Annotated in this window: 10 protein-coding genes; 2 read left to right on the top strand and 8 right to left on the bottom strand. The window is 46.1% G+C overall.

Annotated features, from left to right (window positions below; genetic code table 11):
- Positions 1-35: 35 nt before the first annotated feature.
- The 4 genes from QUB26_RS11530 to QUB26_RS11515 all read right to left on the bottom strand — a co-directional run bounded on the left by QUB26_RS11530 (position 36) and on the right by QUB26_RS11515 (position 2,874).
- The gene (locus QUB26_RS11530) at positions 36-608 is read right to left on the bottom strand and encodes a hypothetical protein (protein WP_333239975.1); all 573 of its coding nucleotides are present in this window, start codon (positions 606-608) and stop codon (positions 36-38) included.
- A 7-nt stretch (positions 609-615) separates the two neighbouring features.
- Positions 616-1,050 (bottom strand): hypothetical protein, encoded by a 435-nt coding sequence (locus QUB26_RS11525; protein WP_333239978.1) that lies wholly within the window; start codon positions 1,048-1,050, stop codon positions 616-618.
- Positions 1,051-1,095: 45 nt separating this feature from the next.
- On the bottom strand, positions 1,096-2,136 hold the full coding sequence (locus tag QUB26_RS11520) for an ABC transporter permease (protein WP_333239980.1): 1,041 nt from the start codon (positions 2,134-2,136) through the stop codon (positions 1,096-1,098).
- A gap of 225 nt (positions 2,137-2,361) precedes the next feature.
- Complete coding sequence (locus tag QUB26_RS11515; protein ID WP_333239982.1) at positions 2,362-2,874, bottom strand: adenine phosphoribosyltransferase; 513 nt, start codon at positions 2,872-2,874, stop codon at positions 2,362-2,364.
- A 237-nt stretch (positions 2,875-3,111) separates the two neighbouring features.
- On the opposite strand from QUB26_RS11515, the gene QUB26_RS11510 reads away from it, so the two are divergent.
- On the top strand, positions 3,112-4,278 hold the full coding sequence (locus tag QUB26_RS11510; RefSeq protein ID WP_333239984.1) for a pyridoxal phosphate-dependent aminotransferase: 1,167 nt from the start codon (positions 3,112-3,114) through the stop codon (positions 4,276-4,278).
- A 120-nt stretch (positions 4,279-4,398) separates the two neighbouring features.
- Here the strand turns inward: QUB26_RS11510 and QUB26_RS11505 are convergent, their stop codons facing one another.
- On the bottom strand, positions 4,399-5,172 hold the full coding sequence (locus QUB26_RS11505; protein ID WP_333239986.1) for an RNA polymerase sigma factor SigF: 774 nt from the start codon (positions 5,170-5,172) through the stop codon (positions 4,399-4,401).
- 462 nt (positions 5,173-5,634) lie between these two features.
- A complete protein-coding gene (locus QUB26_RS11500; protein ID WP_333053687.1) occupies positions 5,635-6,477 on the bottom strand; it encodes a photosystem II manganese-stabilizing polypeptide in 843 nt (280 codons plus the stop codon).
- A 401-nt stretch (positions 6,478-6,878) separates the two neighbouring features.
- Between QUB26_RS11500 and QUB26_RS11495 the strand changes: the two genes are divergently transcribed.
- Entirely contained in the window at positions 6,879-7,241 is a 363-nt protein-coding gene (locus QUB26_RS11495; RefSeq protein WP_333239988.1) for a hypothetical protein, read from the top strand.
- A gap of 67 nt (positions 7,242-7,308) precedes the next feature.
- On the opposite strand, the gene QUB26_RS11490 is transcribed toward QUB26_RS11495, so the two are convergent.
- A complete protein-coding gene (locus QUB26_RS11490) occupies positions 7,309-8,979 on the bottom strand; it encodes a calcium-binding protein (protein WP_333239990.1) in 1,671 nt (556 codons plus the stop codon).
- A 333-nt stretch (positions 8,980-9,312) separates the two neighbouring features.
- Complete coding sequence (locus tag QUB26_RS11485) at positions 9,313-14,730, bottom strand: AAA family ATPase (RefSeq protein ID WP_333239992.1); 5,418 nt, start codon at positions 14,728-14,730, stop codon at positions 9,313-9,315.
- Positions 14,731-14,899 lie beyond the last annotated feature (169 nt).

Raw genomic sequence — 14,899 nt, 5'->3', positions numbered from 1 at the left:
ATCGGGAATGGGGCATGGGAATATTTATCGCACTTTTATGGTAGTTTATCGCGCAGGTCAAGCCAAGTGTTGAGTTTTTCATCTAAAACATATTTATCAGTATCAGAAAGTGCTGCAATAACTTTCAAGCGATTTTTAAGTTTTCTTAACTCGCGAATTTCTGCAATAGGTAGCGTTTTCCAATTAGCTGCTTTTTTTTGGACATCTTCCTGCGACTCTTTGATGTTATCCCAAAACCATTCTAAAATTAAGTTAACATCGAGAACAGGATGATCGGAAATTACTTCCTGTTTTTCTATCATCGCAGCCCGCAACATCATTGAGGAAATCGTAAAAGACTCGCCACTACCTGGTTTTTTCCGATCGGCATCATCGGCTTTGCGATCGTAAATTGCGATCGCAACTTCTGCCCATTTGCGATCGCACAAACCGGAACCATTTTCACCTTTTCGAGCCTTAGCCGAGGCAACATCGGCTAATAATAGCCAGTTAAACCCTTGTGGTTCGGTGGTTTGACCTGAAAATATGTTGTTCGCCCAAATCAGTACAGATTCGGCATTTTGTTCGAGAATGCGATCGAGGGATATTGTCGTAGGAGATTGAGTCATAATTTATCTACTCCACATATTCGATATCAGCATTATTTGTATCAACTCCTTGCTGCCTAAAGGCTGTAATTCCTACTTCTAAGCTCTCTGAAGTTGGTCTAAAATGCCCGCTATGATTGCTGATTGTTAGCAAAATATACAAACCGTTGGTGCCGACAATCTCGGCTTCTCCCGCAGCCAAAACAGGCTGACCGCGAGTTATAACCGTATGGTAAATTTCATTGTTAACATCTAAAAATTTCGGAATTATAAGGAGTTCTAGGTTTGTTGTCACTGCCCATTTGACAGTACCTTCATTAATTATATCGTCAAATCCTGCTTCTCCCACTTTAATGGGTCTGATACCTAACTCATCTGCCGATCGAATTTCATCATTTAGCGTCGCGGGGTACTGATTGGAAAACCGAGGACTAGGAACATTATTTGAAAATGATTGTGTCACAACAGAATTTAACGAGAATCAAATTTACAGTCAAATATGATTCTATCACTTCAAATCTTCCAGCTTAATCCGAGGATCGACAGCTTTCAGCAGCAAATCCGCCAACAAATTCCCCACAATCAACATCGTCGCACCCATCATCAAACTTGCCATTACTAAATACAAATCTTGATTGTTCACCGCCTCCAAAGTCAGCTTTCCCAAACCCGGCCAATTAAAGAAAAATTCCGCAATAAACGCACCGCTCAACAAACTAGCAAACTCAAAACCCAACAGCGTAATCAACGGATTAACAGCATTCCGCAAAGCATGAATGTAAATTACTCGATCGTCCGGCAAACCTTTAGCCCGCGCTGTTCGGATATAATCTTGACGCAGCACGTCCAACAATTGTCCGCGCATCAATCTTTGCAAACCAGCAAAACCAGTAACGCTGAGGGCGACAGTTGGCAAAATTAAGTGCCAGCCGTAATCGAGGATTTGACCCCACCAAGGTAAGTCTGCGTGGTCAATGCTTGTCATTCCTCCGACGGGAAACAGAGGCGAAGTATTTTGAGCAAAAAATAGCAGCAGCAACGCTGTGATAAAGCTGGGAAATCCCTGTCCGGTGTAGCTGACTACTTGCAGAACTCGATCGACTGTGCGGTTTTGATTGACGGCGGCGACTATTCCCAAGGGAATCGCGATCGCCCAAGTTACAATCAAAGATGCGATCGCCATTAATAACGTCGCCGGTACCCGTTCCCACAGCAGCGAAGCTACGGATCGCTGATACACAAAACTCGTGCCAAAATTCCCCCGCGTCACAATTTGTTGCAGCCACAGCCAATACTGCACAATCGCTGGTTTATCTAAGCCGAACTGCTGTTCGAGTTGCTTGAGTGTCTCCGGCGAAATCTTGGGATTTTGGCTCAAAGTATCCAAGTAATTTCCCGGTGCTAGCTCAATAATTGCAAAACAAAGCATCGATGCCAAAAATAGCGTTAAAAGTGCCTGCAACAGTCGCTTGAAAACATAAGTAAATGTCTCGCTGCTAAACAGAGAACTCAACATTCGCCAATTTCGATTCAATTTAATAGAAGTCATAGGATTTTAGATTTTAGATTTTAGATTTTAGATTTGAAGAATTGTGAATGATATTAATTCCGGTTGCATCGGAATGATTTAACCACAGAGAACGCAGAGATCGCAGAGAAAGAGAAGAGAGAAATAAATAATTCCGATGCAAAGGTCAAGGATATTATTTGTCTGTAGTTTTTATTCAACTGTCAGCAGTCAACTGTCAACTGTCAACTGCCAACAGTTAACTAACTAATATTCCACTAGCGTGACGATCGGCACATCGGGCAATTTCTGCCTGCCGCCCAAGGCCTGCAATTCAATGATAAAAGCAAAACCGACAAGCTCGCAGCCAGCTTGCTCTAACAATTTAGCCGTCGCTGCTGCTGTTCCGCCAGTGGCGATTAAATCGTCCACAATCAGCACCCGGCTGCCGGATGTCATCGCATCTTGGTGCATCTCCAGTCGATCGACACCGTACTCCAATTCGTACTCAGCAAAATGAACCGCACCTGGCAGTTTTCCTGGTTTGCGGACAGGAATAAAGCCTATTCCCATTTTATAAGCCAACGGCGCGCCAAAGATGAAGCCCCGCGATTCCATGCCCACCACATAGTCAACAGACATTGCAGAGCATTTTTCCGCTAAGCTGTCAATGGTGTAGCGGAGCCCTTGCGGGTCGCGCAGCAAAGTTGTAATGTCTCGAAACAGAATTCCCGGCTTGGGGAAATCAGGAATGTCGCGAATCAGAGATTTGAGATCCATAAGCTTGCAGATCGGCGTTGAGGGTAACGAGGCATCAAAAATGCTACAATAATAACGTCAAAATTGAAAAATTAAAAAATAAAAATTAAAACTAAGAGCTTTTTTAATTTTTATTCTTTAATTGCTTAATCCTTTACGTACTATGTAAACAAATGTCATAATTCCCTAACAACAGGGTTGAATATCACGATTTGTCGCCCTATGATCTAAAGTCAAAAATCTAATATCTAAAATCCAATGATTAAGTTGGCAGCACGAGTGGGTGAGGTTACTCCTTCTATAACCTTGGCGATCGCCGCTAAGGCTAAAGCTATGAAGGCCGAAGGGATTGATGTCTGTAGTTTGAGTACGGGAGAACCCGACTTTGATACCCCCGAACACATTAAAGCAGCGGCAAAACAAGCTTTAGACGCGGGGAAGACTAAGTACGGCCCTGTGGCTGGGGAACCGCAGTTAAAAGCTGCGATCGCGCGCAAACTCCAATCCGACAACAATCTCAACTATCAACCGGAAAATATCATTGTCACCAACGGCGGCAAGCATTCCCTCTACAATCTGATGATGGCTCTGATCGAGCCGGGAGAGGAAGTAATTATTCCGGCTCCCTACTGGCTAAGCTACCCAGAAATGGTCAAACTCGCTAGCGGCAAGCCAGTAATTGTACGGACTGATGCTTCTACAGGATATAAAATTACACCGGAACTACTGAGTGGAGCGATTACTCCCAAAACCAAGTTATTTGTACTGAATTCGCCTTCTAATCCGACGGGAATGGTGTATACTCCGGCGGAAATCAAAGCATTGGCCGAGGTGATAGTCGATCGAGATATTTTAGTCGTTGCTGACGAGATTTACGAAAAAATTATATATGACGACGCCCAGCACGTCAGCATCGGTTCCCTGGGCAAAGAAATCTTCGATCGCACCCTGATCAGCAGCGGTTTTGCTAAAGCTTACTCGATGACAGGCTGGCGAATCGGTTATTTGGCCGGGCCGATCGAATTAATCAAAGCCACCAACACCATTCAAGGTCACAGTACCTCAAATGTCTGTACCTTTGCACAGTACGGTGCGATCGCAGCTTTGGAAAGCAGTCAAGAGTCTGTCGAAACAATGCGTCTAGCTTTTGCCGAAAGGCGTCAGGTAATATTTGAATTACTCGATGCTGTCCCTGGAATTAGCTGTATTAAACCAGACGGTGCTTTCTATATGTTTGTCAACATCAGCAAGACTGGAATGAATTCTTTGGAATTTTGCGACGCTTTTTTAGAAAAGCAGCAAGTAGCAGTTATTCCGGGGATTGCTTTTGGCGCAGATGACCATATTCGCTTGTCTTACGCTACCGATTTAGGCACCATTAAAAAAGCCGTAGAAAGGCTCGATAAATTTGTCCGCAGCATCTAAAAATTAGTCTGTTGACTGTTAACGGTTAACTGTTAACTGTTAACGGTTGACTGTTAACTGTTAACTGTTCACAACTGACAACTGACAACTGACAACTGACAACCAACAACTGACCAATGACTAAAGCTGTTTAGTCATAATCTCTTTGAGCAAATCCAGCCCCTTCTTAACTCGCCGAGAAACAGTCACCGCACTGATACCCAAGCGTTCAGCCGTTTCCTTCTGAGTCAAATCGTAGAGAAAAACAAACTCCAATATCTCGCGAGTCCGTTGTTCCAACATAGCCAAAGCTTGCTGTACGCGAATTTGATCCTCTTGCGCCAACTGAAAACTCCGATACTTGCTATCGGGTACCAATTCTCCCAGACAAGTCGCCCCCTCGTCTTCATCTTGCATCGGCGCGTCCAAACTCAGAGGCGATCGATTGAGATGGGCCAACTTAATTTCGTGCCATTCTTCTACAGAAACCTCAAGGACTGCTGCTACTTCAGCATCCGTAGGCTTGCGGTTTAACTGCACCTGCAAATCCTTGATCGCTCCTACTGATTTGCGTTCCAGGGACTGCCAGTGGCGGGGAAAGCGCACCGAAGGGCTTTTGTCGCGCAAGTAGTGTTGAATTTCGCCCCGAATGTAGGGAATTGCAAAGGAACTAAAAGCGTGTCCCTTGGCGATATCAAACCGCTCGATCGCCCTGATCAACCCAATACATCCGACTTGCAGCAAATCGTCGTAGCTTTCACCGCACTGGTTGAGCCAGTGGTAAACTTCTTTTCTGACCAGTCCAACATTCAGTTTAACTAACTGATTGCGGATTTCATTCGATCCAGAAAGTTGGTACTCGCGCAACAATTGCAAATTTTCGCTTTTTAGCTCGTTCGGCACTGTGGTAGACATGGTGACATAAGGGTTGGTAGAGCAGAGGACTGAAGTTGCTTTATATCTAGTTTCCAATCTAGTCTAAAAAAATTCACTTTTAGGTAGTGTAATCCTAGCACTTAATCGGTGTGATAGCGGACACACCCGTTTAACTTTCCGAAGGTGCAGGGATTTAGCTGAATTATCCGAAGGTTTTCCGCATAAGGCAGAACTTTATCAGGTAGAAGACCTTCGACACAAGCCCGAATTAAACCGGGATTTTGCCCAAGTATATTATAATCTGAAAGCGGTTTGAATACAATACTTTAATTAATTAAAAATCCCAACTTAATAACTTGCGAATGACCACAATTCAACCATAAATTTAGTCATTAGTCAACAGTCCTAAGTTATATTGCTCAAGACTGTTGGCTAATGAAGGGCGAGCAGGAGCTTTACGGTCAGAAACTGCTCAAGTTCGATCGATCCTGAAAGCCAATTTTATGACACAGAAGGCTCAATGCGAGCGTAAAACAAACCCCGAATTTTCACGTCAAGAGCCGGTCTAGCTCCCAAATCAGTATCAGAAGGCTGCGTGCTCTCAAAAATCCCGCCAACTTCGCCTGTGGCGCTGTTGACTTTAGCAACTTGGAGAGAAATTTTGCCGGCCTTGGTGCGAGTGTCAGCAACCTTAACATTAGCCCGCACCCGTTTGGAATTGTCACTAGCCGGAAGCGCTACAGCATTGTCGTAGCCAGTCGATACCCCGCGAGCTTTAGGGTCTAAAAAGCCTGCGCTGCGGTAAGAAGGAACGTTAAACTCCCCTCTCAAATCGGTGGAAGTATTGATAGCAACCACTCCGGGTTCGGAACTTGCCACTAGCTGTTTAATGGTAAACAAGAAAGGTACTTGCTCTCCGCCCGGTAATTGAATCGTAATAGCTTGAAAATCCAAGCCGTCTTCTTCTGTGAAAGTCAGAGTTCCATCAGTACCGACCTTGAGCGTACCTTGAACTTGGTCAATGCTCGACGTGAACCGGGTCAGCAATTTACCAGGCACAAATTCCGCTTCTTGGCGTTTGTTTGCTGGTTCTTCCTTCACAAAATAAGTTGTGGGCTGCAAACACAAACCAGTCAGTTTATAGGTGGCGCCCGCTTCGATGGGGATCGAGCCCCGAGAAGTTTCTGCCAAGCTAGGGCAGTTATTAGCCAAGCCAGTACCTCTAATCTGGTCGTAGGTGAGCAACTCAGTAGTTGCCACCGTCGTGTCAGAAGCAGAAGAACAAGCAACCAGCGCACTCATGCAAAAAGCTAAAAGTGCAACAATTAAAGCACGATATTTCATTGCAAACCTCAATATCCAACATCGGATTATATTAAGAAAAAGCCCTAGTTCGAGCAAAATATAATTGCCCGCCGGCAGGCTAGGCCAGCGCTTAGGGTAGCATTTAGATCCTGATCCCTCGCTTCACCGAGACCGGCATTGACTCAAAAAATCAAGCTAGTGCGCCGTGAAAATAAGCATGAACTTATGATTTCTCAATCATGTTCGGATCGCAGCCCAATACACATGGTACGACGGGTTGTGCTCTTTTCCTGACTTGGACTGCAAATTAATATTGCTTAAGTCAACCTACTTAAGTTACTTTGCTTATGACCCCGAATGGCGATCGCGACTAGCTCGATTAGTCGGTTGACCAAAAGGCTGGGGACAAAGGCCTTGTAGATTTCAAAGGAAGCAGCAGTATGGACAACGGCAAAGATTTAGAGTCAGAAAAGTTGCAGTCTCAAATGCAATCGCTGACAGAGGCGATTCGGACTTTAGGCGAAAGTTGTCAGGGAGACAGTCTGCTGCTTTTGGCCCTGCTGCGGAGGCTGGAAGCTTCGCACCGGGAAATTCGGGACGGTTTGTTTCAAGCGTCTTTTCCCGACAACCGCCAAGCACTTTACAAACTGCTCAGGAATATTGAAGCCAATGGCGGCTGGCCTTACATCCACCGCATGAAACTTCGATCGCTCTTGGAGTATAGCCAACAATTATCTCCCCTAGAAGATTCTCCAGCCGAGTCGCCACAAGACTCGGCCGAAACTCCCCAGGACGTTAAATAGTTTTGAGTTATGAGTTTAGTGAGTTTTACATTAACTCATAACTCATCACTAAACTGCGCGATCGCACCTACAACCCGAAAGGTGGAGGGACAGGTGTAGGAAAAGGTATCAGGTTCGGCACCGTCGGGAATATCGGCGTCTGGCCCGGCATTGGCAATAGTCCGGGAGTCGGAGTCGGGGCCAGAGAACTCATTGACACCAGAGGCGAATCATCAGGCGGGCTAACTGTCGGTGCAGTAGGAATCCTCGCAGCAGTTGGCGTCGGAGTCGGAGTCGGTGCTGCTGTGGGAGTCGGAGTCGGTGCTGCTGTGGGAGTCGGAGTCGGCGCTGCTGTGGGAGTCGGAGTCGGCGCTGCTGTGGGAGTCGGAGTCGGTGCTTCCGTGGGAGTCGGAGTCGGTGCTTCCGTGAGAGTAGGCGTCGCTTCGTCCGTGGGAGTTGGAGTCGGTGCTTCCGTGGGAGTTGGAGTCGGTGCTTCCGTGGGAGTTGGAGACGGAGTTGGAAGTGATTCTGTAGTTGAAGTTTGAGGTTGAGTTGGATCTGTAATTGTGCTTGTAACTGTAGTTGTAGTGGTAGTTGTAATGGTGGTTGGCCTGGGAGTAGCCGTCCCAGTCACAGCGATAAAATCATTCGCCTCGATCAGCGCCGCCGGAGTGTCGATCAAAATTGCTAAAAGCTTGCCGTCAAGTGTCGTAATTACTGTATCCCTGACATTTGCACCGTTGCCTTGGGTAACTAGCAGTTGAGCGAAAGATAAATTGCTCGGCAGTCCAAAGAAATCCTCTGTGTCATTGTAATCAGTAATTAAAGCCAGACTGCCAGGCCCGGCTCCCAATCCAAAAACATCGCTGCCGCTGCCGCCAGTCAGAGTATCCGAACCCTCACCTCCGATTAAAGAATCATTACCCTCTGCTCCAAATAAATTGTCATTGCCGAAACCGCCCAAAATTGTATCGTCGCCGATACCTCCAGCCAAGGAGTCATCGCCAAAACCGCCGTCGATACCATCATTACCTTTGCCACCAAACAAAAAGTCATTGCCTTCATCTCCCAGTACCGAGTCGTCGGCTTCATCGCCGCGAAGGGTATCGGAACCGCTGCCACCAAAAACTGTATCGTCAGCCTTGCCGCCGAATATCTGGTCATTACCAGCATCTCCGAAGAGCGAATCGTTGTCGGCATTGCCGTACAAAGTGTCGTCGCCGTCGCCGCCAGTCAAATAATCGTTGCCCTCAGCGCCCAACATTTGATCTCTACCACTGCCGCCGTTGAGAGAATCGTTCCCCGCATTCCCGTAGAGAAAGTCGTCATCAGCATTGCCGAACACGGAATCGTCGCCGTCACCCCCTGTGAGGGTGTCGTTCCCAGTACCGCCGGCAATCACATCAAAGCCTGCGTTGCCAAAAACTAAGTCGTCCCCGGCGTCTCCCAACACGCTGTCTATCCCGTCGTTGCCTTCGAGGATGTCGTTGCCCAAACCGCCACGAATCGAGTCGTCGCCGTTTCCGCCGGAAGCAAAATCGCGGCCTTGGTTGCCAATAAGTTCGTCATTTCCTTCACCGCCAATCAGCGAATCTGCTCCGTCACCTCCCAGAAGCTGGTCGTTGCCGCCGTCGCCCTCTAGGGTGTCATCTCCTCCCGCACCCAGGGCCGTGTCATCGCCATCTAAGCCGCGAATTCGATCGCTCAGCGGAGTTCCTAGAATAAAGTCGTTGCTGTCTGTGCCGATCAGGTTTGCCATACGGGATACACCGCTCCTAAATCAAATAAATTGTTTGAAATTATGTTAATCGCCTTCATGACAAGGGATTGCTGCTTGCCTAGGTTAGCATAATTGAGATTTTGGCAATCTGGCGAAGGGGCGCTGGAAGTTTTGCTCGTGTCCGCAGTTGCGATCGGGGCTGGTATAATTCCCGATCGGCAATCTAATTTACTTATTCGGGATTTTTTCAAATAGAAATTAGTCGATCGTACTCAAGGAAGTCAAACTAGACAAACAAAATGATGAAGAATGAAAAATGAATAACCTTTTTCATTAGTCATTAGTCATTAGTCAACAGTCAACAGTCAACTTTTATTCGCTAATAGGTAACACTATCTCAAATTCACTCCCTCCCCCCAAAATAGAATTGACATTAATTGTTCCACCGTGGGTTTCGACTACAATCTGGCGGGCGATAGCCAATCCTAACCCAGTGCCTTTTCCTACTGCCTTCGTTGTGAACAAATGGTCGAAAATCCGTTTTTTCACGGCTTCTGTCATGCCCGCACCGTTATCGGCAATCTGAATTTTGATGTGTCGATCGCCCGACTGACTGGTACGAACTGTGATACAGTGTGGATTCGCTTTAATTGCCTCCAAACTGCGTCCTTGGTTTGATTCTTCTAGGGCATCGATCGCGTTAGCAAGCAAGTTCATAAAGACTTGGTTCAGTTGACCGGGAAAGCATTCGATGGGGGGAAGATTCCCGTAATCTGTGACGACTTCGATCGCCGGATGGTGTTCGTTGGCTTTCAGCCGGTGTTTCAAAATTAAGATGGTGCTGTCAATGCCCTCATGGATATTAAAGGGAACTTTGTAGTCTTTATCGGCTCTGGAGAAGGTGCGGAGGCTGGTGCTAATGCCGCGAATGCGATCGCATCCCACTTTCATCGACAACAGCATCTTGGGTAAATCTTCTAAGGCATACTCTAAATCAATATCCTCAGCATTTTCTTCAATTTCCTCGCCTGGATTTGGCAGTTTTTCTTGATATAATTTTAAGTGACCAATCACATCTTTGATCGTGGTCGTTGCTTCCTCAATATTGCCGCTAATAAACCCGACAGGATTATTGATTTCGTGGGCTATTCCTGTGACTAGATTGCCCAATGCGGACATTTTTTCGCTTTGCACGATCTGTAACTGTGCTTGCTGCAAATCAAGGAGCGATCGCTCTAATTCTTGTGCATAAGCTTGAGATTGCTGGTACAAGCGAGCATTTTCTATAGAGATAGCCGCTTGGGCGCACAAAAGTTGGATGACATCAGTACGATCTTCTGTAAATGCACCAATTGTTAAGTTATTTTCTAGGTAGAGCAACCCGATTAATTTACCCTGATTTAAAATCGGGGTGCACAGCACACTTTTGGGCTTTTTCTGCATCAAATACGGCTCGGCAATAAAATCATTTTGTACTGCTGCATTATCCAAAACGACAGTTTTCCAAGTCCGCTTAACATAGTTGACCACAGCAGGGGGAAACTCGTCGCTGGCTGACAGTGGTACAGATATTGAGATGACATCTTGATTGAAGGAGGCTACAGCTTCGATCGCGAGATTCCCATCCTTAATCAACAGGAGAACTGCTTTTTTTGCCCCGGCATTTTCCATCACCACACACATCAGTGCAGCCAGTAATTTTTCTAATTGAATTTCACTGGATAGAGTTTGGGAGGCTTTGAGAATAGTCGCGAAATCGAGGGCTTCGTAAATACTGCTACTGCTAGATAGAGTTGTGTGCCAGGTTTGATGTAAAACTGACGATTTATTGATCGTGTGGAGGCGAGTTTCGCTGATTACACCACGATTTTCTCTTGCCTGCAATATGGGAGCAAGAAGTTGGGGATAGCATTTTTCTAAGTCATCGATTTTGGCTTTCGCTCCCCAGCGAGCATAACAGTAGTAGGCTTCTTGCATATAAGCTTGCGCTACTTTTTCTTTGCCCCAGTCGAGGTAGAATTTAGCTGCTAGTTCGTTAGCGAGGGCTTCTTCTTGGATGTATTCGTTTTCTTTCGCTCCAGAAATGCCGCGATCGTACATTTCAATAGCTTCTGCCCTCTGTCTGGCAACTCGGTATTTCTCTGCTTCTACCAACTGCCACTTATGCAAATAATTCATGGGGGCGTGTTCGGCCCAATGCTGCAACTTACTTTGATTTTCCTGAACTCGTTGCGACTGCGTTTCTAACTCAGCCTCGGACTCAGGAGTGGCAAGGGCTATGAGTGAGTCATAGAAATATAAACCTGCTTCGCAAGTAGTTCCTACGGTTCCCGCTATATACTGTCTTGCTCGATCGACATCTGCGGAGGCCCGAGCAATGTCTTCCAGCAGGAATCTCAACGTTGCCCTGTACAGATAGAAGATGCAGAGTCGGTAAAAATCGTTAGAGGCAAGCGACTCAGAAACCAGCTTCTCATCATAGCCTTCCACTTCAAAGGAAATCTCAAAGTTGTTTGGATTACCCAATAAAAACAGCGTTGTTTCCCAAAAAACCGAACAATAATTTGCCGTTGCTAGTTGGTTGAGGTCGAATAATTGCTGACGGTATGCCCGAATTTGGGGCTCAAGTTCTGCCAAAGGTTGACCGCACCAGTAGGAATTTAGACAGAATCCCTGCCCATTATACCCGACAAACTCTAGATTGCCTGTTTCTAATGCGACTTGATAGCCTGCCTGAAGAATGGGGAGAGTTTCCCGCAAGTGCGATTTGTGATGGTGCAAACAGATCCCGAGCGCAGCAAAAGTTGCAGAGCGAATATTTTTGGCCTCCGCCCCACTGGCAAGACGATAAGCTAATCGGCAAAACCGATCGGCTACTGTCACATCTTGTAGAAAGTTGTTGAGAATCATCCCATAACAACCATAGCTATAAGCTGAAGTACGACTGTTGCCATATTGGATAGATAAATTTACCTGTAAGGCAGTCACCAGTGCAAACAAAGACGAACCAACCAGATAACAAACTGACCCCATACTTGCCGCCACTTGCATCGTGGCCAGTTTTTGGGGGTTTACCATCGCTGGCAGATCGAATAACTCTTCAATCGGTCGATCGGCGATCGAGCTATTAATTTCCTGCACTGCTTGCTGAATATCTTCTGATGTAGGGCGATCGGGCAATTCAACTCCTAATTCTTTGAGACTCAACAAACCGATAGCAATTGCTTCTAAAAACTTGTTCTGGGACGATAATGCCTGAATTTTGACGATGTAAACGTTCACTCGCTCTAGGGGAGTTCTGGTATGATGAATCACAGTGTCAATCCACTGATTCATCTGTTCAAATTCCCCACAGAGTGAAGCCACTTCTGCGGCTATTTCGTGCAAGTTCAATGTCATCTGGTACTGTCGTTGCCAAGGGTTATCTCCAAGCAAATTTAGCCCGATCGCAGCATACTCGCGAGCAGCTTGATAAGCAGTAGCAGCTCTGGCTTTGCGGCAAGCCGTGAGGTTGAGTTGTGCCAAATCATCACGTTGTGTTTGGTCTTCAATCAGCGCAATACCATAATTCAACTGATTGACAACTGAAAAAATTTGCTCTTCTATAGCTGCGGGTGAAATTTGCTGGATCAGCAATTGTCCAATCTGATAGTGAGCACGCGATCGCTCTTGTTCGGGAATTAAAGAATAGGCAGCTTGCTGAACGCGATCGTGCAAAAACTTGTAATTTACCACCTCCGAATTTTCGGTTTCCTCCCGTCTTTCTCGCCCCATATAAAACTTGTAGATTTCACTTTCAGGCAGGATTAACCCCTCTTGCAATGCCTTCCACAAATCCGCCGCCGTTTCCGTTTCCAATTGCTTGGAAACAACTGCCAAAGTCCCCAAATCAAAGTGATTCCCAACACAAGCAGCCAACTTCAACACATTCTGAGTCGCGGGCGGCAATTTTTGTAACTGCAACGCCATAAACTCGACCACATCATCCGTCAGCGCTGCCTCCCGAACTCGCACAATATCGCACTGCCAATAACCAGCAAGCCGATCGAACTCAATCAGCCCATCCTGATGCAGGGCTTTGAGAAACTGCGTTGCAAAAAAGGGATTTCCCTGGGTTTTTTGTGCCACCAATTCCGCCAACGGTATTGCCCAAGATGGATCACAATTGAGCGTATCAGCAACCAAATGATTTAGACTTGTTGAACTCAACGGTTCCAGGGTAATAGTATTCACCGTGGCCCCACCTTTGACCACTGCATCCAGTGTCAGCATCAACGGATGTGCGGCCAATACTTCATTATCTCGGTAGGCACCAATTACTAATAAATAGCCGGTTTCCGACTCGGTAACAAGCAGTTGCATTAACCGCAGCGAGGCGGAATCAGCCCACTGCAAGTCATCCAAAAACATCACCAGGGGATGTTCTGGCTTTGTGAACACATGAATAAAGTTTTGAAACAGCAAATTAAACCGATTTTGTGCCGCAGTTCCTGATAATTCCAGTGCGGGTGGTTGTTTCCCAATAATTCTTTCGAGTTCGGGAATTACTTCAATAATGACTTGACCGTTATCGCCCAGCGCTTGGAATATTTGAGTTTGCCAATTTTCCAACCTTTCGTCACTTTCGCTCAGCAATTGTCCGATTAAATCTCGAAATGCTTGGACAAGAGCTGAGAAAGGAATATTGCGGTTAAATTGGTCGAATTTTCCTTTGATGAAATAGCCGCGCTGGCGGACAATTGGTTTGTGAACTTCCTTCACAATTGCAGTTTTCCCAATCCCCGAAAAACCAGCTACTAGCATCATTTCAGTTGTGCCACTACTAACGCGATCAAAGGCTTCGAGTAGGGTTTCTACTTCTGTTTCGCGACCGTAGAGTTTTTCTGGTATCATGAATCGATCGCCAACATCCCTCTGCGCGATCGCAAAACTCTTTATCCTACCGTTTTCTTCAAGTTGCTCCAAACAACATTCTAAATCGAATTTCAGCCCTAACGCACTCTGATAGCGGTCTTCGGCATTTTTCCCCATTAATTTGCTGACAATCTCCGAGAGTAGGGGCGGGATTTCAGAATTGATTTCATGCAGTGATGGTGGTTGCTTGGCAATATGACAGTGTACTAATTCCATCACATCGTTGGATTGAAACGGCAATCGTCCCGCCAGCAATTCGTAAAAAGTCACGCCCAAAGAGTAAAAGTCACTGCGGTAGTCTATGCCGCGATTCATCCTTCCCGTTTGTTCGGGAGACAAATAGCCGAGTGTCCCTTCCAGCAGGTTAGGATTCATCAAGGTTTGAGTTTCCCTTGGTAGCAAAGATGCAATACTAAAGTCAATGAGTTTGACTTGTTTTGTTTGGGGATGAATTAAAATATTGGCGGGTTTAATGTCTTTGTGAATTATCCGGTGGCGGTAGAGTATATCTAATATATTGCTCAGGTCGATCGCCACTTGCAAAAACTCGATCAGAGTCGGCCCCGTTTCTCCTTGTTCCCTCCATTCCTTCAGAGAAATTCCCCCAAAGTCTTCCATTACCAACGCATAGCTGTTGTGGTAGGTTTCCAAGCTGTAGGTTTCGATGATTCCGGGCAAGTTGAGGTTTTTGGCGATCGTGTACTGATTGCGAAATTGCACCAGTTCGCTGAAGCTGGGATACTCGTTCCGCAAGACTTTGATGGCGACTGGCTGTTTGTCATCAATACGGAAAGCTCGATAAACTAGGGTGCGAGTTCCTGAGTAAATGCGATCGAGAATTTGATAACCTGTCAATCTAAAATTTATACTTGCCATACTTATATTCTTCCCGTCCTCCACGGGCTATTTCCACATTAGCAGAAGCCAATACAGTTTCCAAGTCACGTGATTTTTATTTTAAATCAAGATGAGAGATAGCAGTTTTATAGCAGTTTTAAATAAAGTTAGGTCTACCCTATGCCCTATACCCACGGAGGCCTATGCC

Source organism: Microcoleus sp. B4-C1 (assembly GCF_036705285.1).
Lineage (GTDB): Bacteria > Cyanobacteriota > Cyanobacteriia > Cyanobacteriales > Microcoleaceae > Microcoleus.
The sequence above is the reverse complement of the archived record's forward strand: the minus strand, read 5'-3'. Positions and strand labels throughout refer to the sequence as shown.